This window comes from Mariniradius saccharolyticus AK6 (assembly GCF_000330725.2).
Classification (GTDB): domain Bacteria; phylum Bacteroidota; class Bacteroidia; order Cytophagales; family Cyclobacteriaceae; genus Mariniradius; species Mariniradius saccharolyticus.
In genome coordinates this window covers 127,261-154,038 of record NZ_AMZY02000018.1, presented here as the reverse complement: position 1 = coordinate 154,038, position 26,778 = coordinate 127,261, and the positions used below count along the sequence as shown (strand labels likewise).

Sequence of the window (26,778 nt, the reverse complement as noted above, 5' to 3'; positions counted from 1 at the left end):
GAAACACGCTTACCCCCAAGTCCTGCTTTTCGTTTTCTGATAGGTGGCTTTTGAGCCTATTGAGGGGCAGGCACCAATTGTACCCCTTCATGTTGTGTTTTGTTTGGTCAAAAGGCTGTTCCGAAAGAACAGCTTTTTTATTTTCAACTATCGCAAAGGAATACACCTTTTTCCTTTAGCAAATCGCCAAATAAGCTCCTTACACATTCATCAGAGATACCCCCAAAGGTGCATGCCCTCACAGCAATCCTTGGGTGTATTTTGAAACAAAGTTGCATTTGCTCTTGGAATCCCGCGCTCCCCGATCTACTTTTGCAACATAGTTTCAAAAATGACCCTGCGACTCTTCCCAATACTACTGCTATTCCTACTTCCATTCCTGACAAATGGGCAAGTAGATTGCAAATATATACTTCGGGGAAAAGTCGTCCATTTGGAAAATAATGAGCCGATAGAAGGCGCATTGGTTTGGTTGTTTGAGCATGAAATCAGTGCTGTGACTGACGTGCAGGGCAATTTCCGAATCGGTGGCCTCTGTGCAAAAAAAGATCGGGTAAAAATACAATACATCGGCCATCAAGAGCATCTCGAGCAGATCGAAATCAATGGAAACCTGAGTCTCACTTTTCGATTACAGGCTGAGGATATCGATTTGGAAGGTGTGGATATCCATGGGCACCAAGAAGCTTTGATGACAGCCAATACACTAGGCATATTTAGGGGAGATGAGTTGAAAGCCTCTCGGGGGGAAAGCCTGGGCGAAACGCTTCGCCGAATACCAGGGGTGACTTCCTACAGCACCGGCTTTACCATCCAAAAACCGGTGATCCATGGCTTGCACAGCAACAGGATACTGATTCTCAACAATGGCGTACGGTTGGAAGGACAACAATGGGGTGCAGAACACGCACCTGAAATTGACCCTTTTCTCGCGAAAGAAATCACAGTGGTCAAAGGTGCTGAATCTGTACGTTTTGGACCGGATGCAATGGGAGGCGTAATTCTGGTAAATCCGGCACCTTTGCCTGTTTCCGCTGGACAAAAAGGAGAGGTCGATTTGGTTGGTTTTTCCAACGGTCGCGGTCTTGCAACAGCCGCATATATTTCCGGAGGTTCTGAAAAGATCAGAGGATTAGGCTACCGTGTACAAGGTTCCGGTAGGGTCGCAGGCAATTTGCATACGCCGGAATATATGCTGGACAACACAGGTATTCGGGAATTGAATTTTTCTGGAGCGGTCGGTTACAGCAATGACAGACTTGGCACTGAGGCTTATGTGAGCCATTTTCAAACAAACATAGGCATCTTGGCAGATGCACATACCGGCAACCTTTCTGATTTGGAAAGCATCATTGAAAATGGGAGACCGTTTAGGGAGGCTGATTTCACCTATTCGATCCGAAATCCCCAGCAAAACGTCAGCCATCAAATCCTGAAGTTGAAGGGCCACTTCCACCTCAGTCCTGCTGCCAAAATCAATGTCCAGTATGCTTTTCAAAGAAACAACCGGCAGGAATTTGATAGAAGAAGAGGTGAAAGAAACGAACGGCCATCGCTAGACTTGGAGCTCTTCACCAACACATTGGATGCTTTCATCAGCCATCAGACCAGGAAAAATTGGAGCGGTTCCGCTGGATTTCAAGTTATCCAACAGGCTAATTCAAATATTCCCGGCACTGGCGTAGTGCCTTTGATCCCCAATTATGACATGGTCAATCTGGGGGCCTTCGCAATCCAAAAATTTACCAAAGGGCCATTGGAAATCGAAGGAGGCCTACGGTACGATAGAAGGTGGCTGGAAACTGCCCGGATTGTCAGAGGTGAATTGCAGGAGAGTGACCTGCGATTCGAGAACTTCTCGGCATTTCTCGGCGGACTGTATGCCCTGTCCAGAAACATTACATTCAATTCCAACTTGGCCTCTGCTTGGCGCGCGCCCAACGTGAACGAACTCTTCAGCCAAGGTCTTCACCACGGGCTTGCAGCTGTAGAGATTGGGAATCCGGATTTGGTTTCCGAAAAATCATTGAAATGGATCAACACGCTTCAATACACTGATAAAAACCTTGTCGTCGAACTTACCGGATACGCGCAGCAAATTCGTGATTACATTTATCTCAGTCCAAAGGACGAGCAATTTGTTTCTCTTAGGGGGACCTTCAATGTCTTCGAATACCTACAGGCGGATGCCCGTTTTTTGGGAACCGATTTGAACCTGAATTGGACATTCATGCCAAAATGGGAGGTGTTTACCCGTGGCTCAATCGTCAGGGCAAAGAATCTTGAGTCAGATACTTACTTTCCCTTTATCCCTTCAGATCGAATCGAATCTGGTTTGGGTTTTCTCCTTCCCCAACATAAACGGAGAAAGGAAAGCCGCATCTCGATCAGTAATCTCCTGGTAGCGGAGCAAACCCGTGTGCCAGACTTTGACTTTGCCCCTGCCCCACCCGCCTATAGCCTTTGGAACATTGCCGCACAGACGGGATTTCAGGCCGGCAAAAACAACCTGACACTCGGACTACAGGTCAATAATCTCTTTGACGTTTCATATCGGGACTACATGAACCGTTTCCGATACTTCTCCCATGAAATCGGGAGGAATGTACTCCTGAAAATCAATTTTGAATTTTAAAACCAAATCAACTAATACAATGAAAAAAGCAAATCTAGCCTTTATCCTATTATTGTCATTCACCGCAATGATGGTCTTTTCCTCCTGCAAAAGCGAAGATCCAGAAGAAGAAAACGAAGGTGAAGTAATCACGGAGGTTACCCTGAGATTCACTGAAGTCGATCCAGTGGCAGGCCTTGGTACTCCGTTCGAAGTGAAGGCATCTGATCCGCAAGGCTTGGAAAGCGGTTCTGCACCTACGATCGGTACGATTAATTTGACAAAGGGCAAAACCTATCGTCTGGAAATCAGCCTATTCAACGGAATCGCCAATGAGGACATCACCGAGGAGATTGAAGAAGAAAAAGAAGAACACCAATTCTATTTCCTAGGTACAGCCTTTGTGGGATCACCTGTTGGTGCATACACTTACGGTGACGAGGATGCCAATGGTAATCCTGTCGGACTACTCGGAGCGGTTACGCTTATCCCCACGCCGGGATTCAACAACGCCACGTTCCGGTTGATCCTGAGACACGACTTGGACAAAAATTTCCCCGGCGCCAACAATCCGCACTGGCAGAATTTTACCCAGGCGGGAGGTGAAACAGATCTAGACATCTCATTTCCATTGGTGCTGAACTAACCTAATTCACAAGGGCTGTTTTTATAAAAGACAGCCTTTTTTTAACTTGACAAAAAAAAATAAAATGGAAAAGTTTAAAAAACCCTTTCTGCTGCTGCTTTCTGCGGGAATCATGGCGGCTTGTAGCCAAGAAAAAAAGATCGAAGGAAATCCTGAAATCTATGCCGAAGCCAATGATTACCACCAGAAATCACTAGACCTACGTGAAGAGATTCTTGAGCTCGAAAAGCAGGTAAAGGAAGCTGGCATCGACTATTCAGAGCTAAAGGACCAGCTCAAGACTTGGGATAAGGACATCATTGAGGTGCCGGGCTATGAGCATGCACATGATGACCATGAGTCGCATGACCACGAACATGGTGAGGCACACGAAGGGCACAAGGAGCGAAAATACCATGTCCATAATCCTAGCAAACCTTTCAGTGACGCGGAGCACTTGGACTACCAAAAGGTACTGTATGAAGAAATGGTCCTTATTCACGGGAAATTCAAAAGGCTTTTGACGCCTGAGGTGATGGAAAGCGATAGTGCAAGCACCTCCAAGCAATAAATGAAAAAGGCTGCCCAATCGTTTGGACAGCCTTTTTTATTTCTAGTTTGAAATCCCTTAATCTTCCATGAAACACAAAGCAGCTGCTCCGAGCGTACCGGCATTATTCTCCAACGTCGCTTTCATCAAGTTAAGATCTTCCACATAATAAGGCGTCAAATATTGCCTGACTGTCTTGTCCAAGGATGGCATCATGAATTCCAACCCCGCGGAGATCCCCCCTCCAAAATAGACGTTTGTCACATCTAAAACCCGGATTGTAGAGACGATGGCTTCACCCAAAATCCTGCCGACTTCCTCAAAAACCATCAGCGATACCTCATTGCCTGCCTTGGCGGTGTCCACCAAAAGGTGCGTTCCCAATTCTTTGTCCCGCAAGTCACCCGCGAGTCTAGGATAGCCTTGGATAAACCGCTCCATGATACGAAGGATTCCGTTTCTGCCGATCAGCTTTTCGAGGCCTTCGTTTCCCCGGGAAAGCATGTGGCCCATTTCCAGAGCATTTCCGCGCGCACCTTTGAATATCTCTCCATCCAACACCAAAGCCGAACCGATGCCTGTCCCCATAGTGATGAACAAAAAGTCGTCAGGCGGATTATTCTTCCCAAATCTGTATTCTCCTATTGCTGCTGCAGCGGCGTCATTTTCGAGGTAAAATGAGATATTTGGATACTTTTCTTTGAGCGCACCTTTGAGATTGAATCCATTCAAGTCGGGAATTGCGGGGATTTCAAGTGTAGTAGTCCTGTTTTTACTGATGAGGCCTGGGAGGCCGATTCCGACCTTTTTCACTTCTGGGTATTTGGCCAAAATACTGCCCATTCCCTCAGTAAAGCGGTTGCTGAAACCCGCCTTATCATCGCGATAGGGAGCGGTATCAATTTTCTCAAAGGAAATAATCTCTCCCTTTTTCGAAACCAAACCAATCTTTAGATGGGTCCCACCGACATCCACACCCAAAAAGTGCTGTTCTCCTTTATCCATGGTTATTATTTAATAGGTTTTGCGCCCTAAAATAAGAAAGAGATTGCATTTACTTTCCATATTGACTACCAAAGTCCTGAAATATTTCAAACACTGCTGGACAAACCAATGTATTCCTGAGCGTTAGATTCAGGATGCCGTGCATGTTTTTTCGATTGGTGTGAGGGTATTCCCTACAGGCTTTTGGTCTTTCAGCATACACCAAACAGGTATTGTCGGCATTCAAAAACGGACAAGGGGATGAATTCAACACATAGTCCCCCACCTCGTCCCGGTGCAGATAGGCATCAATGAACTCGGAAGGTTTCATTCCAAACACCCTGGCGAGGCGCTCGATGTCAGTCTGTAGAAAAATCGGACTGGTCGTTTTGCAGCAGTTCGCACAGGTGAGGCAATCGATCTTTTGAAACTTTTTCTCATGGGCTTCTGCAAATTTCCCATCCAGTTGTTTTCCCTTCAGTAGCTTGAGTTTCGCTACCAACTTCCTGTTTCCGGGATACTCACTGCTGCTTTTTTGCCTAAATAATTCCAAGTCAATCATGGATAAAATCTATTCAGTCTGATATTAAATGATGTTCAATCTCAAATATTCTTGGTATTTCTACCAAAATTTACTACCTTATCTATCCTAAAATCAGACAGTTATGAAATCACATCCCAACGAACTGTTTCTGTATTATAATCCGAGTCACTCGGTGGACAAACAGATGAGGGCTTACGCCAAGGCCGTTTCGAATCATGTCAATGAAATCAATGTCGAAAAGGAGCCGATCACAAGTACGGGTTGGAGAACTATCTTGGACAAACTGCAACTGAGACCAAAAGACCTTCTCAACCGTGCCCATCCGGATTATCAAAATCTGATCGCCGGAAGGACTTGGGATGACGAAGGATGGCTAAATATCCTGATCCGGAATCCGCACTTGCTCAAGGCACCGATAGCCATCAAGAGAGAACGCGCGGTGCTTTGTCTTACCCCCAACAACCTGTTGGAGTTGGATTAGACAAGCTCGATTCCGTCATCCTTGATAAGAATCATTTTTGCCTTGTACAACTGACCGATCGACTGTTTAAAGTGTTTTTTACTCATTCCCAGCAACTCTTTGATAGATTCAGGGGATGATTTATCGTGAAGGGGCAAAAATTTCCGGACTTTTAAGACTTCCAGGATTTTTTCAGCCCCTTCTTCATATTTCTCTCTTCCCATCGGTGTGAGCTGAAGATCCAACTTCCCGTCATCCCTCCTCTTTTTGACATAAGCCTTTACCACATCACCGATTCTTAAAGGCTTGAAAACCTCATTTGCATAAATCAATCCCTCGAAGCTTCCTTCTATCAGCACCTTGTATCCAAGATCAGTAAGTTCAAAAATCAGCACATCGACCTGGTCACCTGGCTCAAATCCCTGTGTATCCCTGTAAATAAAGTCCTCATACTTATTTGAGCCTATGAGGCGATTGGTACGAAAGTCCATGCAAACACGGACCAAATGCTTTTGTCCTTCTTCCATGCGGCGACCAATCTCGGCATTGGGAACAAAAAGATCCTTAGGCAATCCCCAATCGACAAAAACCCCAAACTTCGTCACCTGTTTCACTTCCATGACGGCAAATTCATCCAATAGCGCCTTGGGTATTTGGGTGACTGCGACGGGACGATCTTCGCTGTCGGTATACACAAAAACCTCGATTTCCTCTCCCTCCTTTTCATTTCCCTTCAAATATCCTTTGGGCAACAGTACTTCTCCCCCTTCTTCCAAAGCAAGGTAGGCTCCATTGGGAGAAAACCTCGTGATGACAAGCGAACTGATTTTTCCTAGTTCTTTCATGCGCCAAATGTAGCCAAATTAAGTGATTTGGAGGTTGGAATTGCTTTCAATTCGGTATAGATTTGGCCATCAGAAATCCAAAAAGAGGCAAACGTCGGGTCAATTTTCGCCTTTGCTATTGATCCTCAATCATATAAACCCAAATCTTTATGCAGTACATTTCGGTAATTGGTTCCGGGACAATGGGCAACGGAATCGCACATGTTTTTGCCCAATTTGGATATCAAGTTTCCGTGATTGACATCAATGCGGGGGCATTGGAAAAGGCGATCCAGACCATTTCCAAAAACATGGACCGCCAGGTTTCGAAGGGCCTCCTCAGCGAGCAGCAGAAGACAGATGCCCTTGGCCGGATCAAAACCTTCACGGTTTTGGCAGAAGGTGTTTCCAATGCGGATCTCGTCGTCGAAGCAGCGACAGAAAACATGGCCATCAAACTAGACCTCTTCAGACAGTTGGATGCAGCTAGTCCAGCGCATGCCATTCTCGCGAGCAATACTTCATCCATCTCCATCACCAAAATCGCGGCGGTAACCAAAAGGCCCGAAAAGGTCATCGGAATGCACTTCATGAACCCCGTACCCGTGATGCGACTTGTAGAAGTAATTCGAGGGTACGCGACAAGTGATGAGGTCACCAAAACTGTGATGGATCTTTCGCAAAAGCTCGAAAAGGTACCGGTAGAGGTTAATGACTATCCAGGATTCGTTGCCAATAGGATTCTGATGCCGATGATCAACGAGGCGATTTACACGCTTTTCGAAGGAGTAGCGGGTGTTTCGGAAATCGACACCGTGATGAAACTCGGCATGGCACATCCAATGGGTCCTTTACAACTAGCAGATTTTATAGGCTTGGATGTGTGCCTTTCCATCCTGAGGGTGCTGAATGAGGGGTTTGGCAATCCAAAATACGCCCCTTGCCCGCTGTTGGTGAATATGGTGGAAGCAGGCTTCAAAGGCGCCAAAACCGGAGAAGGGTTTTACCAATATACCGCGGGAAGCAAGGATTTGGTGGTGTCCCCGCGCTTTGTCAAAAGATAGTGTTATCAATTAAGCCCAAGTCAAGAAATTAGAGAATCATGCATATTGCGGTATCCGGAAACATCGGAAGTGGAAAAACAACCCTCGCCATCAAGCTTGCCAAGCACTACGGCTGGCAGGCGGAATTGGAAGCGGTGGAAAACAATCCCTACTTGGCGGACTTCTATGAAGACATGAAGCGCTGGTCTTTCCACCTGCAGGTCTTTTTCCTCAACAGCCGATTCAATCAGATCAAGCGCATCCGCGAAAGTGGACAATCAGTCATCCAAGATCGGACGATTTATGAAGATGCTTACATTTTCGCGGCAAATCTGTATAAATCAAAACTGATCTCCGATCGGGATTACCAAAACTACCTGGCGCTTTTTGATTCGATGATCCATTTTGTGAAAGCGCCGGATTTATTGATTTATCTTAAGGCCGATATCCCAAAACTGGTCGGACAGATCGAAAAGCGTGGAAGGCACTATGAAAATGCCATCCGGATTGATTACCTCAAGAACCTCAATGCCCACTATGAGGACTGGATCGGTGGATACGACAAGGGGAAGCTCCTCATCGTCGATGTCAATCAAATGGATTTTGTGGAATTCCCTGAGGACTTTTCCTCTATCGTACAGCGGGTCGATCGGGAGATTTTTGGGTTGTTTGCGTGAAAATACGAGCCAACAAAGGTCACTGCTGGACTTTCCTTATAAACCAATTTCTTATCCCTGTTCGATATTCCTCTTTGGGATGTAAAAGCAGGTCATCGATTTTTTTGAGCGAGCCGCCGATCATGATGTTTTCGTAAACAGGAATCCGCACCAATTTAAATCCGTGAAGGCGACTTACTAGATCATACTGCACATCATTGTAGGCGTTCAACTTCCAGCCCGCGGAACCATTGCCAGATAAATCACCTGGGTCCTCACTTTTACCAAAAACCTTAGCTGCAATCGGCGGGCCGTTCCATAAGCGCTCTTGCATGCCAGTTTTCAGACAATCCTTTTCATGATTACGGCAAAGGCGCTTGTAAGCCTCCACCCAAGGAAATGAGAAAATATTATAAATATCTGATTTAAAAGTATTTAACCGATATCGATTGAAGTGGGCTTCATCATCATACACGAATACTTGGCGGCCGATTTTGAAGTCAAATTTCAGTGTATCCAATGTTGGGACATCTCCCTTTCCTCCAAGCAAATCGAGGACATCTCGAAGTAGGTTTTGCTCTTTTTCACGAATGTATTGTGCATGAACTTCCACCCTGAATTGGTAGTCCAATTCTAAATTCGCCTCTTGGAGGACTTCAAGAAGATTGTCAACTTTCAGTTGATGCATCAGTAGGTCCTTTTCGGATAATATCCCAAGTATGGTCAGCCAGCAGCTTGACCTCTGCAATAAATTTCGCAAATCTTTTCTTTCTTCCCCACTCTTCCGGCGAAACCATGCTCATAAAGTCCGTTCCGTCCTCCTTTTCATACAGAAAATAATGGTGGTTGATCAGGGGCTCGAAAGAAATGGAGGTGCGGTAGATACGTTCGGAAATCTCCACCCGTTTTTGGATCATTTTTGCTTGCTCCGCCAACAGTTGCATTTGTTGGTAAATCTGACCCATCTGCATTTCGGTTTGGGAATGCATCGCCGCCACGGCCCGTCCGGTTATTTTCCCTTTATCTTCGGGTTTGATGACACCGCTTCCAGCATGGTGCGCATAGGGCAAAAGCCCGGGCTGATCGGTGGTTTTTTCCTTCATCCGATCCAAGTCAATGCTTTCAATGTCGATTTTTATTGGTTTCATTTGACTGGAATGGAATCAGAAGGTGCTATTCTTTCTTTCAAATTTCCTTTTGAACCAGGAAAGGTGGTCCTTCTGGATATATCCAGCCCGATGAGGACCATGCCCAAAAGGAATACGATCGCCAAAATCAAAAAGATGACTTTATTCTTTTTCATACAGCTATAACTGATCGATCAGCCAGTTGTTTGTGGGTGTAAAAATAGCGAATCCGTAACTTTCAGAAAGACATCTTGCGGCAAATCTGTCCACACTTCAAACAATGAAACTACCATGCAAAGAATGATTTCAAAAAAAACCCGTGAAACAAAAGATTATTCATTTGAAATACATAAATTTGAATGTTATATACATTATTCAGATATTTAACACTTTATGTATCAGCTAATTAGCCCACAAACTATTTTTCAGTATTTTGGAGACGATGACAAGGAGATGTTGGAGGAAATGATTCAGATTATCTTGGACACGAATCTTCAAGAGCTGAAGCACATGGAACCTCTCTATGACACGTCAGATTGGGCTACTATCAAGAAAAAGTGCCACAAGGCAAAACCAAGCCTCAGTTATATCGGTGCCATTCAGACCAGGAAATTGTTGGAAACCATTGAAGGAGACCTGGAAAATTCATTCGGTCACTACCAGGAATTGACCCGCGAGATCGGAATCATTGAAAACGAGCTCCGTTCGTTCCTTGCCTCCATCTGAACCTACATCATTTTTTAACCTCTCTACATTTTTATATTTTACTTCCGCAATCATCGGCCAAATTTGTTCCCAAGAATCAAGACAAACCTTATGAAGAGAATCTGGATACTTCACATCCTTTTGTTTGCAGTTTCTATTACGGCAAACTCCCAACAACTCAGTGTGGAGAAAATCATGCGGGACCCAAAATGGATGGGTACTTTTCCGACTGATATTCAGTGGGATGACAAGGGTCAGACGATTTACTTCAGATACAATCCCGATCAGAATCCAGCGGACTCACTTTATAAAATCTCGTTGCAAAATCCTAGCGATATCCAAAAAGTCAGCCTTACCGAACAGCGGTCGCTGACGCCTAGGAACGCACGTTATAATCATGCAAAAACGAAAAGGATCTATTCCCAAAATGGTGAGTTAATGATCCTGGACCTTGTTACGGGCAACAAGCAAAGTGTGCTGAAGTGGGGCGAGAGAATCGGAAACCCCAATTTTTTGGCCAATGAAAATCGAGTTTCCTTAGAGTCAGGCAACAATCTCTACGTCCTTGATATCCAATCCGGAAAGCTCCAACGTCTCACACGAATCCAATCTGGAAACAAACCCAGCGACAAAGAAGATAGGGCGGCTGACCGCGAAAAATGGTTGAAAGAAGACAACCTTGCCTTGCTTTCGGTAATTAACGAACGCGAGCAAAAAGAAGCTAAATCGAAGGCTTATCAAGAAGCAACACGGGAAAAAGAGCCGTATTCATTCTATATAGGATCCAAGGCTATTTCAAATCTACAGCTTTCACCGGATGAAAATTTCGCGACAATATTGTTATTCACCCGGGCGGAAAACAAATCCACAATCGTCCCTGACTACGTCGACGCCTCCGGGTACACTGTAAACCTGCCCACCCGAAGCAAAGTTGGAGACAACCCTCCCACGCTTGAATTGGCAATATATGACCTGAAGAAGGACACAGCCTATATGGTAGGAGTAGCGGACCTGCCGGGCATTACCGACCTACCAGATTATGTGAAAGACTATCCGGAAAAAACCTGGGAACCGAAGGAGCGAAAAGTGACTTTTGGCGCGCCTGTGTTTTCCAGAGATGGAAAATACGCCGTGGTCAACATCCGTGCGATTGACAATAAGGATCGTTGGATTGCACTGATAGACTTGGCTGAGGGCAGATTGAAATCCCTTGACAGGCAGCGGGACGAGGCTTGGGTAGCCGGACCTGGAATTGGTGGTTTTGGCGGAGGCACTTTGGGATGGCTTCCTGACAACAAGCATGTTTATTTCCAGTCTGAGCAATCCGGATACTCCCATTTGTACATTCTCAACGTCGAAACGGGTGAAAAGAAAGCCCTCACCGCAGGGAAATTTGAAGTCTTTGACCCGTTTATTTCGAAGAATGGGAAATACTGGTACCTGACGACTTCAGAGGTACATCCCGGTGAAAGGCATTTTTATATGATGCCATTGATGGGTGGGAAAATGGAAAAACTCACCACGATGACGGGCAACAATGAAGTAAGTCTTTCACCTGATGAGAAAAACCTGGCGATTCTATATTCCTACAGCAACAAGCCTTGGGAGCTTTTCATCCAAGCAAACACACCCAAATCCCAGCCAAAACAACTCACATTCGGGCAAAGCGAAGAATTCAAGACTTACGCATGGCGCGATCCGGCTTTGGTGACTTTCAAAGCCGCGGATGGCGCTGATGTCCCAGCCAGGCTCTACACCCCCGATCCTGCAAAGAAAAACGGCGCGGCAGTAATTTTTGTCCACGGTGCCGGGTACCTGCAAAACGTGCACAAATGGTGGTCAAGCTATTTCCGTGAATACATGTTCCACAACCTGTTGGCCGATATGGGCTACACCGTCCTCGATATCGACTACCGTGGCAGCGCAGGATACGGCAGGGATTGGAGAACGGGAATCTATAGGCATATGGGTGGAAAAGACCTTTCAGACCAGGTCGATGGAGCGAAGTTTCTTGTCCAAAACCACGGCGTCAATCCCGGCAAAGTCGGCATTTACGGGGGCAGTTACGGTGGATTTATTACCCTGATGGCATTATTTACCGCTTCGGATACCTTCAAGTCCGGTGCGGCATTGCGTTCCGTAACCGACTGGGCGCACTATAACCACGGCTACACTTCCAACATTCTGAACGAGCCATTCAATGACCCCATCGCCTATCGCAGGTCCTCGCCGATTTATTTTGCAGAAGGATTGAAGGGAAATCTTTTGATCGCACATGGAATGGTGGATGTCAATGTGCATTTTCAGGATGTTGTTCGGCTCGCGCAGCGACTTATCGAATTGGAAAAAGACAATTGGGAAATTGCAATTTATCCAGTTGAGGACCACGGATTTGTGGAACCCAGCAGCTGGACAGATGAGTACAAGAGAATACTGAAACTCTTCAACGACACCCTTTTGAAATAACATGAATAAAGGCCGATTCCATAAATTCCTAGCGCTATTCCTTCTTCTTTCGCTTTCCTATTGTACAGTAAAAAAGGACCAGCAAGAAGCAAATCGTGGCCTTGTGTCCGAAAAGGGCATGGTCGTTTCCGCCCGTGTTGAAGCTTCTCAAATCGGCATGGAAATCATGCAAAAAGGCGGAAATGCCTTTGATGCGATGGTTGCTACAGAATTGGCATTGGCCGTTGCGTTCCCCTTTGCGGGAAATATCGGAGGAGGCGGATTCATGGTTTACCGGCAAGCCGATGGCTCGATCGGATCATTGGATTACCGGGAAAAGGCGCCCATGGCCGCACACAGGGACATGTATTTGGATGAGGAAGGAAACGTGATTCCGGAATTAAGCACACTCGGAGCGCTTGCGGTGGGTGTGCCAGGAACTGTAGCTGGCATTTTTGCGGTTCATGAAAAATTTGGAAGTATTCCATTTGCCGATATCATCGATCCGGTGATCAAACTGGCAGAGAAAGGAGTCGTCGTCACGGAGAATCAGGCACGCAGTTTCGCCAACAGCCGTCCAGCGATCATCAAAGTCAACGGTCCGGAATCGACATTTGCAAGGGAATTTCAAGCCGGCGACACGATCAAATACCCTGCATTTGCAGAGACGCTGAGACGTATTGCCTCCAACGGAAAAGATGAGTTTTACAGAGGCCAAACCGCCCAAGCATTGGTTAGTTTCCTTGCTGAAAAAGGGGGGATTATTACCCTCGAAGATTTGGCGCAATACGAGGCCAAATGGCGGGAGCCCATCCTATTCGAATATAAAGGCCACAAGATCATATCCATGGCGCCCCCAAGCAGTGGCGGTGTCACCTTGGCCCAGATACTGGGTATGCTCGAGCGATTTGATCTGAGTTCGATGGGACACAATTCGCCAGAATATGTCCAGGTGCTGACAGAAGCCGAACGCCGGGCCTATGCCGACCGAAATTACTTTTTGGGCGATCCCGATTTTGTGGAAATCCCGGTTTCCGACTTGATCTCAAACGAATACCTCCAGGAAAGAATGTCTACTTTCAATCCAGATAAGGCTACTCTTTCCTCGGAAGTCTCCGCAGGCAATATCCAATTTGTCGAAAGCGACGAAACGACCCACTACTCCATCGTGGACCCATTTGGCAATGCCGTCTCTGTGACAACGACTCTCAACGGAGCCTTTGGATCCAAATTGTATAGCGAGGAATTGGGCTTTTTTCTGAACAATGAGATGGATGATTTCAGCGCAAAAGCAGGCGTACCCAACATGTTTGGATTGATCGGCGCCGAGGCAAACAGTATCGCACCAGGGAAACGCATGCTAAGCTCCATGACACCGACGATTGTGGAAAAAGACGAAAAACTATTTATGGTTGTTGGAACGCCCGGCGGGTCGACGATCATTACCTCGGTGCTGCAGACAATCCTGAACGTCATCGAATTTGATATGACCATGCAGGAAGCGGTCAACGCCCCTAGATTCCACCACCAATGGCTTCCCGACCTGATCAATTTTGAACCCGAGGGTTTTTCTGCCGAAACACTCGCGGCACTCAAATCCAAGGGCTATCTCATCAATGAAGGCAACAGCCCCATCATAGGAAAAGTCGACGCTATCCTGTTGCTTCCAAATGGCCGACTGGAAGGAGGCGCGGATCGTCGTGGGGACGACAAGGCGGCCGGGTTCTAGCTTCCCTTGTATTGCTCGAGGTACTTTCTAAAACTCTTCATTACCCATAGGTGGATTTTGGCCTGTGTGAGGATATATACGAACCAAGGTAGCCTGGGAACAAACTCGTGGATCGCCGAAATCACGTATTTTCCTCCCAATACTTCCCTGAACTCCAGCCATCCATAGTCGAAGCGCTTGACAAGCCAACCGCCTGAAATGTAAAAAAGCTGTCTCTTAATGTCGCTGCGGTCCGGAATCCAGGTGAGTTGGAGCATGGGCTTTTTCCCGTAGGCAAGAAAGAACCCCAAGTCTCCCCTACTGTTTTCCTCAGCCCTGATCAAAAACCGGAAAAAGGTCGGCAACCAAACTTTGTACCTATTGGCAATCCATAGTGCGCTTTGGTGGCGGGTATTGGGAAGTCTTTGGATGCTGCGGACTGTATTCAGAATACGCTCGTTCTTTTTGAATTTCGGAAGCCTTGGGATGGCGTTTTCGAATGCCAAGGCATGCCGCACGCTCTCAGAATAACTATCATAGGCGATTTCTTTCAAGTCAAACCGATACTTCGAGGCGACAAGCATGTCGTGTTTGAGGCTTTCGATCAGCGGTGCGACCAACTTTGCCGGACTTTCCCCAAAATATCCAACCCAAAGCTTCGAAAAACCGACACTCAGGAAGGGCACTGAAAATATAAATCGCTTTTTCCCCAACACATCCGCGGTTTGCTGTAACATGGATTTGTAGGTGAGCACCTCGGGGCTACCGATTTCATAGATTTTTCCAAATGCTTTTGGATTCCCAAGGCAAGATTGGAGTATGTCAAGGTTGTTTTGAAGGGAAATGGCTTGGGTCTTGGATCCTGTCCAACTTGGACAGACCATGATGGGCAACTTTTGGACAAGCTTTTGGATCATGCTGAACGAAGAGCCACCGGGACCAACGATTATTCCCGCACGTACTGCCGTCATTGGCACTGATCTGCTTCCCAGGGTTTTTTCGACCTCCAATCTTGAACGCAAGTGGGCCGAAAGATCCTCCTCTTTCTTGCCTTCAGGAATGATGCCTCCCAGATAAATGATTTGCTTCAGTTGGTTGATTTCGGCTGCCCGGACAAAATTGTCTGCGAGCAATAGGTCTGTATCCTCAAAACTTCCTTGGTTGAGACGGGTAGTGGCGCCCATCGAATGGATCAGGTACAGCGCATAATCCACCCCTTGCAGCGCCTCCGAGGTTGAGGTGATCGAAAACATCTCCACCTTTCTCCACTCTACCTCACTGTCAACCGGCACCGCCACATCCGAACGACTGAGCGCAACGATATGGTAACGGTCCTTGAACCGATCGATAAACCATCGGCCTACATATCCCCCGGCACCCGCTATGGCTACGGTTGGCTTCAAATCAAAAAGTAGATTGGAGTGCCAAAATCACCGCCTCGGCAGCCCTGCGTCCTGACAACATCGCGGCGTTGAGCGAACCATAGAGCAAATAGTCACCCGCCAAATAAACATGGTCATGTACCTTGGTTTGCGTTGGAAGTAGATTGTATTTCAGCTCATCTACCCGCGGAAGTGCCTCCTCGATTTCATAGGTTTTAACAGGAATAAAATACGCCGAGTTGATTCCCGTGAGTGCTTCCAATTCGATTTGAACGAGCTTGATGAGATGATCGTCCGCCGAGACATTTTTGGTGATGCTGACCGAAAGCAAAGCCTTTCCAGTTTGGCTGTATGCCTTGGAGACATCGGTAAGGAAAACAAAGTTGTTGATCAGAAAATCCTTGTCTGGAATCAATCCGATAATCGGTTTTCCGACAAATGACTTTTCCAAGCTGAAGTAAATATTGATGACACGATGGTATTCGCTGCCCTGACCACTCAATTGGGGCAGTACGCGATCTGGCTGACAGGCTACGATCACCTTGTCAGCGGGGAGTTTTTCTCCATTTGACAACAAAATGCCATCGGATTCGATACGCTTCACCGCAGCATTGAACCGCAGCCTCGTCTTCTTTAGCTTTCCCAGCAATTGGTTGGGAATCTGTTGCATCCCATTTTCAGGAACGGCCGCGTGGCCGATGGAAAACATCTTGAAGACAAATTTGAACATCCTGGAGGACGTCTGCAGCTCGTTTTCAAGAAAAATTCCTTTGAAAAACGGAGCGAAGAAATTCTCAATGATGCGGTCTGTGAATCCATACTTCTTCAAAAAATCCATCGTACTCATCGACGGTTCGGAGAAAATCTCCTCATCAGACATCTTCTTGAGCTTGTTGGTTAGGTTCCAAATCCGAATCTTATCCATCGCCGTACCTACTTTGGAGAATGCCATAGTCAGCGCCTGGAGCGGGTTCCTGATAGGGTCTTGAACGATGTAGATATCCCCAGGCTTGAAAATCATGGCGCCTGACTCAAAATTGCGCAGCTTGAGGGCATCATAGTCCAAATAGCGCTGAGCTTCCGGATAAGCAGTGAGCAAAACCTGAAAACCCCTATCCAGTAAAAAACCGGCCACTTTATCTGTCCTTACCCGTCCTCCAACACCGTCGGAGGCTTCCAAAATAGTGGGCGAATATCCAGCAAGTTCCAGCTCATATGCCGCAACCAATCCAGAAATCCCCGCACCAATGATTACAATGTTTGCTTCCTTCATCCTGATGAGTCCTGTTTGTAATATGACCAATTTCCATAAAAATTGTTTTCTAGGCCAATTATTTCACTGATTTCAAGCCAATCGCCATGGCAGGTTGCAAGTCCTGTAATATTCCGATCACCCTGAGTGATTTCCCCTTAATTTTCTCAAAAAATCACCATGAGACCGGTATTCAAAACCATCCTTTTTGTTTTATCCCTCCAAATCAGCCAGGAAGTCATCGGCCAATCCGCGTATTTCCCACCTTCGGGATCTTGGGGGGAAAAGAAACCCACAGAAATGGGCGTCGATGCAGCGAGACTACAGGCTGCAGTGGATTTCGCCGTTGCGCAGGAGAGTGAAGAAAGCAAAAATCTAAAACTGGCCCATTACCAGAGTGCCTTTGGCAGGGAGCCTTTTGGTTTTCCGGTCGGACCTATGAAAGACCGCGGTGCAGCAAATGGTCTCGTGATCTACAAAGGATACGTGATCGCAAAATGGGGCGATCCAAATCGGGTTGACCTGACTTTCAGTGTGGCGAAGAGTTTTCTCTCCACTACGGTGGGACTGGCCGTTGATAGAAAACTGATTGCAAGCGAAAAGGACCTTGTGCATCCTTATATGGGTCCAATCGTCCCTTATGATCCTAACAGAGCTTTTCAAAACAAAGCCGACCACCTGATGGAAGAAGATGTATTTGACCTATTTGCGGGTGAACACAACAGGAAAATTACCTGGGAGCATCTTCTGCGTCAGACTTCCGATTGGGAAGGAACGCTTTGGGGCAAACCCGACTGGGCAGACCGTCCGCAAGGCAGTAGCAAAGATTGGCTTACGCGACCTCGAAATGAACCCGGAACCGTGTACAAATACAACGACACCCGCGTCAATGTCTTGGCCTTGGCAGCTTTGCAGGTGTGGAGAAAGCCGCTTCCTGTGGTTTTGAAGGAAGAATTGATGGACAAAATCGGCGCTAGCCCGACCTGGAGGTGGACGGGTTATGAAAACTCATTCGTGATTTTGGATGGTCAAATCATGCAATCCGTGAGTGGAGGTTCACATTGGGGCGGAGGACTTTTCATTTCGGCCTATGACCAAGCCCGATTCGGATACTTGACCCTTAGAAAAGGGAAATGGAACGGCCAACAGGTGATTTCAGAGTCTTGGATCAGATTGTCCCGCACGCCGACGTCTGTACAGCCGAATTATGGATTCATGAATTATTTTCTAAATACGGACAAAAAAGAAATCCCTGCCGCACCGGAAACTGCTTTTTTCCATTTGGGGGCAGGGACAAATATGGTCTATGTGGATGAGGAAAACGACCTCGTGATTGTGAGCCGCTGGATCAAAAACGACCAAAAGGCCGAATTGGTCAGGATGGTTTTGGAAAGTCTACCCAAGAAATAATCTTCTCCGACTATTGGTTTTGATCAACCTTCCCCACCGAGCACATTCTTTCTTTTCGAGTATTTAGAATCACCCTGTGATGCTGGGGCGGGAGTTTGACTGGGCTTTGGTGCGGCAACGACACCCTCCTGAATAGGCCTGGGTTTGTTTCCAGGTTTTTTCTTTTTCCCGAAGGGCTTTTTCTTTCCCTCCTTAGGACCCCTATTAGATGGCTGGTGCGATTTGGCAGGTTGTGCACCTTTGTACGCAGGCGCATCACCAAATCCCTCCGGCAGCGGCAACTTCTCGATTTCCATGCCAATCAGTTTCTCGATCCTGACAAACTTGTACTGGTCCTTGTCACTGATGAATGTGATCGCCTCACCCTTGGCATCGGCCCTGGCTGTCCGCCCGACACGATGTACATAGTCCTCAGGATCGTTTGGTGTGTCAAAATTGACTACCAATTCGATGCCCGTGACATCTATCCCACGCGAGATAATATCCGTACCGATTAGGATTTTGAGCGATCTGTTTTTAAATCTGGACATGATCTTCTCCCGCTCAACTTGCTCAAGATCAGAATGAAATGCTTCCACCTCAAAGTCCTTTTTCAACAGCTTGAAAATCGACTTGACCTTTTCTTTGGTAGAGGCAAAAATGATCACTGCCTCGTAGTTTTTCCGGGTGAGAATATCACGGATCAAAGCTTCCTTCTGCGACTCAAAAACCATGTAAGCAGCTTGGGTCACCCCAGAGGCAGTCTTCCCAATTGCGATGCTAATCTCCTCCGGTTCGTTCAAAAGTTGCTTTGCAAACTGTCTGATTTTTGGTGGCATCGTCGCGGAAAACATGACTGTTTGGCGATTCTTGGGTAGATAGTTGACGATCTTCAAGATATCATCCGAAAAACCCATGTCCAACATTCTGTCCGCCTCGTCCAGCACCAAATGCTCCAGACTTTCGAAGTTGATCTTTCCTCCCGCCAGCAAGGCGATGAGTCGTCCCGGAGTAGCCACAATGATTTCAGCGCCAAACTCCAAGGCCTTCTTCTGCTGCTCCCAAGCGATGCCGTCACCACCACCATACACTGGAATGGAGGAAATCCCAAGAAAATATGCAAATCCTTGGATCTGTTGATCTATTTGGATTGCCAATTCGCGTGTAGGCGCCAAAATGAGCGTATTCAGACCGCTGTTTCCGCTGCGGGTGATCTTGTCAAGAATCGGCAAAATGAACGCGGCGGTCTTTCCCGTTCCGGTCTGGGCGCAAGCGATTACGTCTTTTCCTTGCTGTATCAATGGAATCGCGGACTCTTGGATGGGTGTAGGGCGATCAAAACCCATCGAATCCAAGCCTTCCTGTAGGCTGGATTCAAAACTAAAATCGGTAAATTTCAAAATCTATCATTATATTTCATTTTAAAAGTACTCGAAGGAATGCATATTCCAAAACTTTATCCCGAGAGCGGCGATTATATTATCACCAACCTAAAGCTTACCACCTTGAAGGCCAAATATTTGCATGCTTTTCCCCTCTTTTTGTTGATGCTTGTTGCTTTGACATTGCCTTTGGAATCCTTCGCACAAACATTCCATATAAAGGGTATTCTCCGTAATGGGGCCAACGACGAATACATCTCAGGCGCCACGATCATCCTCAAGGAAACGCCCTATTTTGCATTGTCAGATGATGCGGGCAACTTTACCATTCCCGGTGTCATTCCTGGGGATTATATCATGACGATCAACTTCGTCAATTTCCAGGGCTACCAATCCCGGATCGAAATCAAGGACAAAGACTTGAATTTGGGGATGATCACTTTGTTTCCATATGGATTTGAGGATCCCTCAGGTGCAGCGCTGCAAAAGACAATCCGTGCCACCAACGTCGCCGAACTGTTTTCAAAAAGGCCAAATTTTGTGGGAGGACAGCAGGTATTTGGGATTCCACCCGAACCAAAAAGACTATTCGGCAATTTCTACTTGGACCAAAAATGGAACAAGGCCTCGATACTGCTCTATAGGAACGATGAAATCATGGAAGGATACCTCGTTCGCTACAATATCAATTCCAACAATTTTGAAATCAGGGCCGAAAATTCCAACGAAGCGAGCTCCCTTCCAGGAATCCGGGTACGGAATATCGTGTTGATCGATGGTGAGCACAAAGTGCCCCGCTATTTTGTCAACGGTTTGGATTTCAGGGATGAAGGCGCACCGATCGCGGGTTTTTTTGAAGTACTGGTGGATGGAAAAATGCCCCTCGTACGCAGAACCGTTGCCTCAATTCGTGAATCCAACTATAATCAGGCGTTGATGGTCGGTGACCCCGATGACCGGATCGTAAAACGGAACGTCTACTACTATCTGGTAGGGAAAAACCTATTCGAAGTACCGAAAAAAAAGAAGAAATTCTTTGAGATTTTCGGGGAAAAGGCTGAGGAAATGATGGCTTTTGCAGAAGAAAACAGACTTGAGACCAAAAACGAAGCGAGCTGGTTCAGCCTTTTCACCCACTACAACAGCCAATTTGAGGGCTTTGCTCCCCTCGTTGATAGCATAATCGATAACTGACATGAAGAAAACAATTATTACTTGTCTCATTGTCGTCCTGATCATGGGAACGGTTTTTTCACAGTCGACACAAAAACCTCCCCTCCATGGAAAACATTGGATGGCGATCACTGGAAAGCCACTCGGAGCGACTGCAGGTGCTATGATTTTCAGCCAAGGAGGCAATGCGGTTGATGCCTCATGCGCGATGTTGGCGGCAGTATGTACCATGTGGGATGTACTGAGTTGGGGTGGAGAGACACAAGCCCTGATTTACAATCCGCATACCAAAAAAGTTATTGCCATCAACGCCATGGGTGTGGCTCCGACTGGCGCCACGGTGGAATTTTATAAGGAAAAAGGGATGGCCTACCCACCAGAATTTGGACCACTCGCTGCCACCACACCCGGTACTCCCGGTGGACTGATGACCATGCTGGCAGAATATGGCACGATGAGCCTCGAACAGGTACTTGCCCCCGCCATGCAAATGGCAAAAGGCTATCCGATCGAAGCCCAAACCGCCAACATGATCGAAAACAACAAGGATAAGATCAAAGAATGGCCCTATTCTAAAAAGGTATTCCTTCCGCATTTGGGTGAGGAAAGGGAAGCTCCACATGCCGGGGAAATATTCGTACAGGAGGATTTGTACAATACACTGGCCAAGTTGGTAGAGGCCGAAAAACAAGCATTGAAGAAAGGGAAATCGCGCAAAGAAGCCATTTACGCAGCCTATGAGCGTTTTTACAAAGGTGATATCGCACAGGAGATTGTGAGGGGTACCCGCGAGCAGGGCGGCTTGTTCACCATGGAAGATCTGGCCAAATGGAAGGTAAAAATTGAAGAACCATTGACGGTCAATTACAAAGGGATCGACGTTTACAAGCTTCAGGAGTGGACCCAAGGTCCAGCCCTCCTGCAAAGCCTGAATATCCTCGAGAACTTCGACCTGAAGGCAATGGGCTACAATTCGGCCAACTACATCAATACCCTGTACCAAGCAATGAGTTTGGCTTTTTCGGACAGGGACTTCTACTACGGGGACCCCGATTTTGGACCTAAGAGCCCAATGAAAGGTTTGTTGTCAAAGGAATACGCAAAGGAACGGGCAAAACTGATTCAGGAAAAGAATGACGAAACAATCGGCCCTGGGGACCCCTACCCTTTTCAGGGCGAAACAAATCCCTTCCTCGATCTACTTTCAAAACGAAAGGATGCCCTCGCCTATGACCGTCCCGAGCTGCCAATCCAAGGTCCCGAGGATCCGTTCCTAGCACATTTTCTCGCGGGCACGACGTCCATCCAAGCCACTGACAAGGAAGGCTGGGTAGTTTCAGTAACGCCCTCGGGAGGTTGGGTGCCAGCTACCATTGCAGGGAATACCGGTATCGGACTCAGCCAAAGGATGCAGAGCTTTGTCCTCGACGAGCGCCTCAATCCGTTCAACGTACTTGAGCCCGGTAAGCGCCCACGCGTGACGCTGACGCCATCCATGGCTTTGAAGGACGGGAAACCGTTTTTGTCATTTTCAATTCAGGGAGGCGATACCCAAGACCAGGACTTGCTGCAGCTTTTCCTCAACATTGTAGAGTTTGGGATGACCGTGCAGCAAGCCACGGAAGCCGCCAATATCCACAACTACCAAATCCAGTCTTCATTTGGTGCACATGAATCGAAACCCGGTTCGATAGAGCTCAATACCCAAATCCCTGCGTGGGTGCGCAATGACCTGCGCAATCGAGGCTACAAGATGAACTTCCTTGACCGCACTTCAGGTCCTTTGAACGCCATTTGGTTTGACTGGAAGCACGGGACCTTTTGGGGCGGTTCCAGCAACCATGGCGAGGATTATGGAATTGCGTGGTAGTGGGAAATTGGGAATTGAAGAATTTTAAAATTGGAAAATTGGGAGGTTGGAAACGGTAAAAAGTGTTGGCAAGCTGGAGGGTTTTCCTTCGTGATTGAGAGAAATTAGGAGTTTTTCGCCTCGCCAATTTTAAGAGTTCGTTCCTAGGAGCTTTTTTCCATACCAATAAATCGGTCATTTAGCAATGAATTAATGTAATTTTTATGATATTAATTCGGAATTTTTTCGAATTAATATCATATTTTTGACATATGAATGAATTGTTGGAATTGATGAACCTTGGAAAAATCCCTCTTGCGACCTCATCCATTTTGCCCATTCTAAATGGATATCGACGACCCTATGACAAGATTAACTATTGGGTGAAAAAAGGGGATTTGATTCAGGTGAAAAAGGGGCTATATGTGCTAGGGCAAAAGCTATCTAACAATATCCCCAATCCCTACCTCCTCGCCAATCAACTCCATGGGCCAAGTTATGTCTCATTGGATTCCGCCCTTTCTTTCCATGGAATGATCCCAGAACGGGTTTTTCAAACCAGTTCCGTCACAACCCGACCGAACAGAATTTTCGATACGCCCTTTGGCCGGTTTGACTACTCGCAAGTGAGGGCAAGCTATTTCTCACTTGGAATCATCAGTCAGGGGAATCCTGAGTCAGGTTTTTTCATGATAGCCAGCCGGGAAAAGGCACTTTGGGACAAGATTGTGCTGACTTCTGGGACGTTATTTCGTAGTAAGTTGGAAGTGAGGGAATATCTTGAGGAGGATTTGCGCATGGACATCGCTGAATTAAGGGACTTGGATTTGAGAACGATGGGTGAATGGGTTCCACTTTCTCCCAAAAAAACGAGTTTGAAGTTATTGGTAGACACCCTTGTTGAATCATGATCGTATCGTGGATTGACCAATATAAACCTAAAAGTGAAGAACAGTTTGTTTCCGCTTTGAGGGAAATCATGCAAGAAATCGCACTGGCTGGACTATATCGTGCCGGATTCTTCAAGGAAGCCGCATTCTATGGAGGCACTTGTCTACGGATATTTTATGGACTTCCAAGATTCTCGGAAGATTTGGATTTCACACTTTTAAAAAAGAGCCAAAGCTTCTCGCTTGTGGAATACCTACCTTTCCTGACGGCCGAATTTGAGGCATTAGGAATGAACGTCTCGGTAAAGGAAAAACCGAGAAACCCAAATTCTCAAATAGAATCTGCCTTTCTCAAGGCGGACACCGAGTGGAAAGAATTGGTCTTGGAAAGTGCCAGTTTCAAACTACCACTCACTAAACCTTCCCTAAAAATCAAAATTGAAGTAGATGTGTTTCCACCCTTGCAGTTTCAGACTGAAAACAAACTCTTGTTGAAGCCCTTTTCTTTCTATGTCAATTGCCTAAGAATTGAGGATTTGTTTGCAGGTAAAATGCATGCCTTGCTTTTCAGAAAATCGAAATCCAGGGTGAAAGGCAGAGATTGGTTTGATTTGGAGTGGTATATCAGAAAGGGAGTTCCTATCAACCTCGAACATTTCTCAGTTCGGGCCATTGAATCAGGTGACCTCACACGGCCGGTGGATGAATCAGGGATCAGAGCGCTTTTGAAGCAGAAAATAGAGAGTCTGGATTTCGATCGGGTAAAACAAGATGTGGTTCGGTTTATTCCTGACCCGGAGGGGTTGGATATATGGACAACAGCGTATTTTTTGGAATTGGTTGAAAAACTGAAGACGAAATAAATTAATTTTCTTGTCGTAGTCCTTTCAAGCCATAGTATTGGCTAAAATGAAAATCATTAGTTTTTGTTATTTCTTGTGGGTGGAAGTATCCAATTTATTTGCAAACATTGACTAAATTTCAAGTATGCGCACTCAGAATAAACTGATTATTGGAATTGGACTGGCCTTTTTCGTCGCAGTTAACACAATTGAGCTTTGGGGCGACAATCTTGGATTTTGGTCATTTTTGATTTCCATCCTACTATTTTTTGTTTTCTTAGGACTTTGCATAACTGCGTTTACACAGATATACTTTGGTTTTAGGGAAAATTTTAGAAATAGAGAAAGATTGAAAGTAATTTGCTTTACCGCCATTGTTTTGGTCTTGATTTTTCTGGCGCCATTAGGCCTTTTTAATCTTGAAAACCTTGAAGCAAATGACATTATCATTGCCCGACGAGAGGGTGTCGCAGGTTGTTCTATCATTTTAAAACTGAAAGAAGACAATACATTTGTTTTCAACAACATTTGTTTTGGAACTTCAAAAACAACCGGCAAATACCACTTCGTAGGTGATAGTTTGTTTTTTAAAGACATCAAGATTGGTAGAGACGACTCCAACTTCTATGAATTTGGATTAAAAGATACGCTTGACATTATATGGCTGTACTATGACAAACAAGACACTTCCGGGATTTGCCTTCACATAATTAACTCCAATCAAAAGAATCAAGAAAAGTGATTTCGCCATTTCCGTTAGATTGAATGGATTACCCCTAACTGCATTGCTTTATGGATTGATTCGCGCGATTCTGAATGATGTCCCATCAAATTAATTTGAAAGCCCAAATCTTCCCCTTTTTCATTTCTCCCCTGCCCAAAATCCCAAACCAAACCTATTCCTTCTATATTTGCAGCTCGAAAAAACACAGAGTCAATGAACAATTTTATAGAGGAACTGCGCTGGAGGGGTATGTTGCAGGATATGACCCCCGAGATCGAGGAACACCTGACCAAGGGCATGGCTGCGGCCTATCTTGGTTTTGACCCAACGGCAGATTCCCTTCATATCGGGCACTTGGTGGGCGTGATGACTTTGCTCCATTTCCAAAGAGCGGGACACAAACCCTTTGCACTTGTCGGTGGTGCGACGGGCATGATCGGTGATCCAAGCTTCAAGTCAGCTGAACGCAACCTGCTCGACAAAGCCACACTCGACCACAATGTCGCCTGTATCAAGGCCCAACTTTCGAAGTTCCTCAACTTCCAGGAGGGCAGCGCCAACAAAGCCGAACTGGTCAACAACTACGACTGGATGGCGGGTTTCAGCTTTCTGGAGTTTATCAGGGATGTCGGTAAGTACATCACTGTGAACTATATGATGGCCAAGGATTCGGTCAAGCGCCGGCTGGAAGAAGGCAGTGGGCTTTCCTTTACCGAGTTCAGCTACCAGCTAATCCAAGGCTACGACTTCTACTACTTGTGGAAAAACCGCAACGTCAGCATCCAATTGGGTGGTTCCGACCAATGGGGCAATATCGTCACCGGCACAGAACTCATCCGGAAGATGGAAGGAGGCAGTGCCTTTGCACTGACTGTACCCTTGATCACCAAAGCCGATGGCAGCAAATTTGGCAAGACCGAAAGCGGCTCCGTTTGGCTTGATCCTGAGAAAACGTCTCCTTATGCCTTTTACCAGTTTTGGCTCAATGTATCCGATGAAGATGCGGCGAAATACATTCGAATCTTCACCACTTTGGACCGCAATACGATCGAATCCTTGGAAGCGGAACATGCACAAGCGCCCCATCTGCGCCTGCTGCAAAAGGAAATCGCGAAGCAGGTGACCATCATGGTGCACAGCGAAGCCGAATATGAGATGGCCGTGAAAGCATCGGAAATCCTGTTCGGCAAATCCTCTACCGCCGATTTAGCGGCTTTGGATGAGCGGACATTCCTGCAAGTATTTGAGGGAGTTCCCCAGGCCCAGATCAGCAAGCACGATTTGGAAACCACCGCCAACGTCGTGGATCTTTTGTCGGAGAGAACCGGCAACGAGATTTTTCCCTCCAAAGGCGAAGCCAGAAAAATGATCCAAGGGGGCGGCGTTTCGATCAACAAGGAAAAAATCTCCGATCCGCAGCAAGTCCCCAATTTCCCTTTGCTGCAGGGAAAATATCTCTTGGTCCAAAAGGGGAAAAAGAACTACTTCATCATATCCATCAAATAGAAATCAAAAAAAGCCCCGGATTTGGGGCTTTTTTTGCTTGATCGGATACCTAAATTACTCTCAAGGATTTAGGAGGTTTATACTACCGAGTTGCCTTTGTTTGT

25 protein-coding genes are annotated in these 26,778 nt (G+C 46.4%); 16 read left to right on the top strand and 9 right to left on the bottom strand.

What is annotated here, in order from left to right:
- Positions 1-331 precede the first annotated feature (331 nt).
- The 3 genes from C943_RS17310 to C943_RS17300 all read left to right on the top strand — a co-directional run bounded on the left by C943_RS17310 (position 332) and on the right by C943_RS17300 (position 3,810).
- Positions 332-2,635, top strand: coding sequence for a TonB-dependent receptor (locus C943_RS17310; protein WP_040481145.1), 2,304 nt, complete (start codon positions 332-334; stop codon positions 2,633-2,635).
- Between the two features lie 19 nt (positions 2,636-2,654).
- Positions 2,655-3,260: a hypothetical protein gene (locus tag C943_RS17305; RefSeq protein ID WP_008630475.1), complete on the top strand. Its 606-nt coding sequence runs from the start codon at positions 2,655-2,657 to the stop codon at positions 3,258-3,260.
- A 64-nt stretch (positions 3,261-3,324) separates the two neighbouring features.
- Positions 3,325-3,810 carry a hypothetical protein gene (locus tag C943_RS17300; protein WP_008630474.1) on the top strand — a complete coding sequence of 162 codons (486 nt, stop codon included), beginning with the start codon at positions 3,325-3,327 and terminating at the stop codon, positions 3,808-3,810.
- Between the two features lie 57 nt (positions 3,811-3,867).
- Here C943_RS17300 and C943_RS17295 read toward each other — a convergent pair whose 3' ends face one another.
- Positions 3,868-4,794 carry an ROK family protein gene (locus tag C943_RS17295; RefSeq protein WP_008630473.1) on the bottom strand — a complete coding sequence of 309 codons (927 nt, stop codon included), beginning with the start codon at positions 4,792-4,794 and terminating at the stop codon, positions 3,868-3,870.
- Between the two features lie 49 nt (positions 4,795-4,843).
- Positions 4,844-5,335, bottom strand: a complete 492-nt coding sequence (locus C943_RS17290; RefSeq protein WP_008630472.1) for a YkgJ family cysteine cluster protein — start codon at positions 5,333-5,335, stop codon at positions 4,844-4,846.
- A gap of 103 nt (positions 5,336-5,438) precedes the next feature.
- Between C943_RS17290 and C943_RS17285 the strand changes: the two genes are divergently transcribed.
- Positions 5,439-5,798: an arsenate reductase family protein gene (locus C943_RS17285; RefSeq protein ID WP_008630471.1), complete on the top strand. Its 360-nt coding sequence runs from the start codon at positions 5,439-5,441 to the stop codon at positions 5,796-5,798.
- Here the strand turns inward: C943_RS17285 and C943_RS17280 are convergent.
- On the bottom strand, positions 5,795-6,622 hold the full coding sequence (locus tag C943_RS17280; protein ID WP_008630470.1) for a CvfB family protein: 828 nt from the start codon (positions 6,620-6,622) through the stop codon (positions 5,795-5,797). The genes C943_RS17285 and C943_RS17280 overlap by 4 nt on opposite strands.
- Before the next feature lie 149 nt (positions 6,623-6,771).
- Between C943_RS17280 and C943_RS17275 the strand changes: the two genes are divergently transcribed.
- Positions 6,772-7,665 carry a 3-hydroxybutyryl-CoA dehydrogenase gene (locus C943_RS17275; RefSeq protein WP_008630469.1) on the top strand — a complete coding sequence of 298 codons (894 nt, stop codon included), beginning with the start codon at positions 6,772-6,774 and terminating at the stop codon, positions 7,663-7,665.
- Positions 7,666-7,703: 38 nt separating this feature from the next.
- Positions 7,704-8,321 (top strand): deoxynucleoside kinase, encoded by a 618-nt coding sequence (locus C943_RS17270; RefSeq protein ID WP_008630468.1) that lies wholly within the window; start codon positions 7,704-7,706, stop codon positions 8,319-8,321.
- A 19-nt stretch (positions 8,322-8,340) separates the two neighbouring features.
- Here C943_RS17270 and C943_RS17265 read toward each other — a convergent pair whose 3' ends face one another.
- Genes C943_RS17265 through C943_RS22310 form a run of 3 tightly spaced genes read right to left on the bottom strand, consistent with a single transcriptional unit; the run spans position 8,341 to position 9,603 of the window.
- A complete protein-coding gene (locus tag C943_RS17265) occupies positions 8,341-8,988 on the bottom strand; it encodes a DUF7255 family protein (RefSeq protein ID WP_008630467.1) in 648 nt (215 codons plus the stop codon).
- Positions 8,969-9,448, bottom strand: a complete 480-nt coding sequence (locus C943_RS17260) for a DUF2452 domain-containing protein (protein WP_008630466.1) — start codon at positions 9,446-9,448, stop codon at positions 8,969-8,971. Before C943_RS17260 ends, C943_RS17265 begins: the two co-directional genes overlap by 20 nt.
- Positions 9,445-9,603: a hypothetical protein gene (locus C943_RS22310; RefSeq protein ID WP_008630465.1), complete on the bottom strand. Its 159-nt coding sequence runs from the start codon at positions 9,601-9,603 to the stop codon at positions 9,445-9,447. Before C943_RS22310 ends, C943_RS17260 begins: the two co-directional genes overlap by 4 nt.
- A 217-nt stretch (positions 9,604-9,820) precedes the next feature.
- Between C943_RS22310 and C943_RS17255 the strand changes: the two genes are divergently transcribed.
- The 3 genes from C943_RS17255 to ggt all read left to right on the top strand — a co-directional run bounded on the left by C943_RS17255 (position 9,821) and on the right by ggt (position 14,306).
- Complete coding sequence (locus C943_RS17255; protein ID WP_008630464.1) at positions 9,821-10,153, top strand: hypothetical protein; 333 nt, start codon at positions 9,821-9,823, stop codon at positions 10,151-10,153.
- 90 nt (positions 10,154-10,243) lie between these two features.
- A complete protein-coding gene (locus C943_RS17250; RefSeq protein WP_008630463.1) occupies positions 10,244-12,598 on the top strand; it encodes a S9 family peptidase in 2,355 nt (784 codons plus the stop codon).
- A gap of 1 nt (position 12,599) precedes the next feature.
- Positions 12,600-14,306 carry a gamma-glutamyltransferase gene (ggt, locus tag C943_RS17245; protein ID WP_008630462.1) on the top strand — a complete coding sequence of 569 codons (1,707 nt, stop codon included), beginning with the start codon at positions 12,600-12,602 and terminating at the stop codon, positions 14,304-14,306.
- Here ggt and C943_RS17240 read toward each other — a convergent pair.
- Both C943_RS17240 and C943_RS17235 read right to left on the bottom strand, forming a co-directional pair.
- Complete coding sequence (locus tag C943_RS17240) at positions 14,303-15,688, bottom strand: Rossmann-fold NAD(P)-binding domain-containing protein (protein WP_008630461.1); 1,386 nt, start codon at positions 15,686-15,688, stop codon at positions 14,303-14,305. The genes ggt and C943_RS17240 overlap by 4 nt on opposite strands.
- Position 15,689: 1 nt before the next feature.
- Positions 15,690-16,940 (bottom strand): NAD(P)/FAD-dependent oxidoreductase, encoded by a 1,251-nt coding sequence (locus C943_RS17235; RefSeq protein ID WP_008630460.1) that lies wholly within the window; start codon positions 16,938-16,940, stop codon positions 15,690-15,692.
- A gap of 159 nt (positions 16,941-17,099) precedes the next feature.
- On the opposite strand from C943_RS17235, the gene C943_RS17230 reads away from it, so the two are divergent.
- A complete protein-coding gene (locus C943_RS17230; RefSeq protein WP_008630459.1) occupies positions 17,100-18,329 on the top strand; it encodes a serine hydrolase domain-containing protein in 1,230 nt (409 codons plus the stop codon).
- Positions 18,330-18,352: 23 nt separating this feature from the next.
- Here the strand turns inward: C943_RS17230 and C943_RS17225 are convergent, their stop codons facing one another.
- On the bottom strand, positions 18,353-19,708 hold the full coding sequence (locus C943_RS17225; protein WP_008630458.1) for a DEAD/DEAH box helicase: 1,356 nt from the start codon (positions 19,706-19,708) through the stop codon (positions 18,353-18,355).
- 39 nt (positions 19,709-19,747) lie between these two features.
- On the opposite strand from C943_RS17225, the gene C943_RS17220 reads away from it, so the two are divergent.
- From C943_RS17220 to tyrS, 6 genes are all read left to right on the top strand, one after another.
- On the top strand, positions 19,748-20,884 hold the full coding sequence (locus C943_RS17220) for a peptidase associated/transthyretin-like domain-containing protein (protein WP_008630457.1): 1,137 nt from the start codon (positions 19,748-19,750) through the stop codon (positions 20,882-20,884).
- A gap of 1 nt (position 20,885) precedes the next feature.
- The gene (locus C943_RS17215) at positions 20,886-22,733 is read left to right on the top strand and encodes a gamma-glutamyltransferase family protein (protein WP_040481144.1); all 1,848 of its coding nucleotides are present in this window, start codon (positions 20,886-20,888) and stop codon (positions 22,731-22,733) included.
- Between the two features lie 251 nt (positions 22,734-22,984).
- Positions 22,985-23,623: a type IV toxin-antitoxin system AbiEi family antitoxin domain-containing protein gene (locus C943_RS17210; protein WP_008630453.1), complete on the top strand. Its 639-nt coding sequence runs from the start codon at positions 22,985-22,987 to the stop codon at positions 23,621-23,623.
- A 68-nt stretch (positions 23,624-23,691) separates the two neighbouring features.
- A complete protein-coding gene (locus C943_RS17205; RefSeq protein WP_245545562.1) occupies positions 23,692-24,465 on the top strand; it encodes a nucleotidyl transferase AbiEii/AbiGii toxin family protein in 774 nt (257 codons plus the stop codon).
- Between the two features lie 124 nt (positions 24,466-24,589).
- Positions 24,590-25,186, top strand: coding sequence for a hypothetical protein (locus C943_RS17200; protein WP_040481143.1), 597 nt, complete (start codon positions 24,590-24,592; stop codon positions 25,184-25,186).
- Positions 25,187-25,381: 195 nt separating this feature from the next.
- Positions 25,382-26,674 (top strand): tyrosine--tRNA ligase, encoded by a 1,293-nt coding sequence (gene tyrS, locus C943_RS17195; protein ID WP_008630439.1) that lies wholly within the window; start codon positions 25,382-25,384, stop codon positions 26,672-26,674.
- Positions 26,675-26,778: the final 104 nt, after the last annotated feature.

Excerpts from the sequence above, each read along its gene's own strand:
- C943_RS17310 (WP_040481145.1), top strand. The coding sequence starts at position 332 with ATGACCCTGCGACTCTTCCCAATACTACTGCTATTCCTACTTCCATTC.
- C943_RS17305 (WP_008630475.1), top strand. The coding sequence starts at position 2,655 with ATGAAAAAAGCAAATCTAGCCTTTATCCTATTATTGTCATTCACCGCA.
- C943_RS17300 (WP_008630474.1), top strand. The coding sequence starts at position 3,325 with ATGGAAAAGTTTAAAAAACCCTTTCTGCTGCTGCTTTCTGCGGGAATC.
- C943_RS17295 (WP_008630473.1), bottom strand. The coding sequence starts at position 4,794 with ATGGATAAAGGAGAACAGCACTTTTTGGGTGTGGATGTCGGTGGGACC.
- C943_RS17290 (WP_008630472.1), bottom strand. The coding sequence starts at position 5,335 with ATGATTGACTTGGAATTATTTAGGCAAAAAAGCAGCAGTGAGTATCCC.
- C943_RS17285 (WP_008630471.1), top strand. The coding sequence starts at position 5,439 with ATGAAATCACATCCCAACGAACTGTTTCTGTATTATAATCCGAGTCAC.
- C943_RS17280 (WP_008630470.1), bottom strand. The coding sequence starts at position 6,622 with ATGAAAGAACTAGGAAAAATCAGTTCGCTTGTCATCACGAGGTTTTCT.
- C943_RS17275 (WP_008630469.1), top strand. The coding sequence starts at position 6,772 with ATGCAGTACATTTCGGTAATTGGTTCCGGGACAATGGGCAACGGAATC.
- C943_RS17270 (WP_008630468.1), top strand. The coding sequence starts at position 7,704 with ATGCATATTGCGGTATCCGGAAACATCGGAAGTGGAAAAACAACCCTC.
- C943_RS17265 (WP_008630467.1), bottom strand. The coding sequence starts at position 8,988 with ATGCATCAACTGAAAGTTGACAATCTTCTTGAAGTCCTCCAAGAGGCG.
- C943_RS17260 (WP_008630466.1), bottom strand. The coding sequence starts at position 9,448 with ATGAAACCAATAAAAATCGACATTGAAAGCATTGACTTGGATCGGATG.
- C943_RS22310 (WP_008630465.1), bottom strand. The coding sequence starts at position 9,603 with ATGAAAAAGAATAAAGTCATCTTTTTGATTTTGGCGATCGTATTCCTT.
- C943_RS17255 (WP_008630464.1), top strand. The coding sequence starts at position 9,821 with ATGTATCAGCTAATTAGCCCACAAACTATTTTTCAGTATTTTGGAGAC.
- C943_RS17250 (WP_008630463.1), top strand. The coding sequence starts at position 10,244 with ATGAAGAGAATCTGGATACTTCACATCCTTTTGTTTGCAGTTTCTATT.
- ggt (WP_008630462.1), top strand. The coding sequence starts at position 12,600 with ATGAATAAAGGCCGATTCCATAAATTCCTAGCGCTATTCCTTCTTCTT.
- C943_RS17235 (WP_008630460.1), bottom strand. The coding sequence starts at position 16,940 with ATGAAGGAAGCAAACATTGTAATCATTGGTGCGGGGATTTCTGGATTG.
- C943_RS17230 (WP_008630459.1), top strand. The coding sequence starts at position 17,100 with ATGAGACCGGTATTCAAAACCATCCTTTTTGTTTTATCCCTCCAAATC.
- C943_RS17220 (WP_008630457.1), top strand. The coding sequence starts at position 19,748 with ATGCATATTCCAAAACTTTATCCCGAGAGCGGCGATTATATTATCACC.
- C943_RS17215 (WP_040481144.1), top strand. The coding sequence starts at position 20,886 with ATGAAGAAAACAATTATTACTTGTCTCATTGTCGTCCTGATCATGGGA.
- C943_RS17210 (WP_008630453.1), top strand. The coding sequence starts at position 22,985 with ATGAATGAATTGTTGGAATTGATGAACCTTGGAAAAATCCCTCTTGCG.
- C943_RS17205 (WP_245545562.1), top strand. The coding sequence starts at position 23,692 with ATGCAAGAAATCGCACTGGCTGGACTATATCGTGCCGGATTCTTCAAG.
- C943_RS17200 (WP_040481143.1), top strand. The coding sequence starts at position 24,590 with ATGCGCACTCAGAATAAACTGATTATTGGAATTGGACTGGCCTTTTTC.
- tyrS (WP_008630439.1), top strand. The coding sequence starts at position 25,382 with ATGAACAATTTTATAGAGGAACTGCGCTGGAGGGGTATGTTGCAGGAT.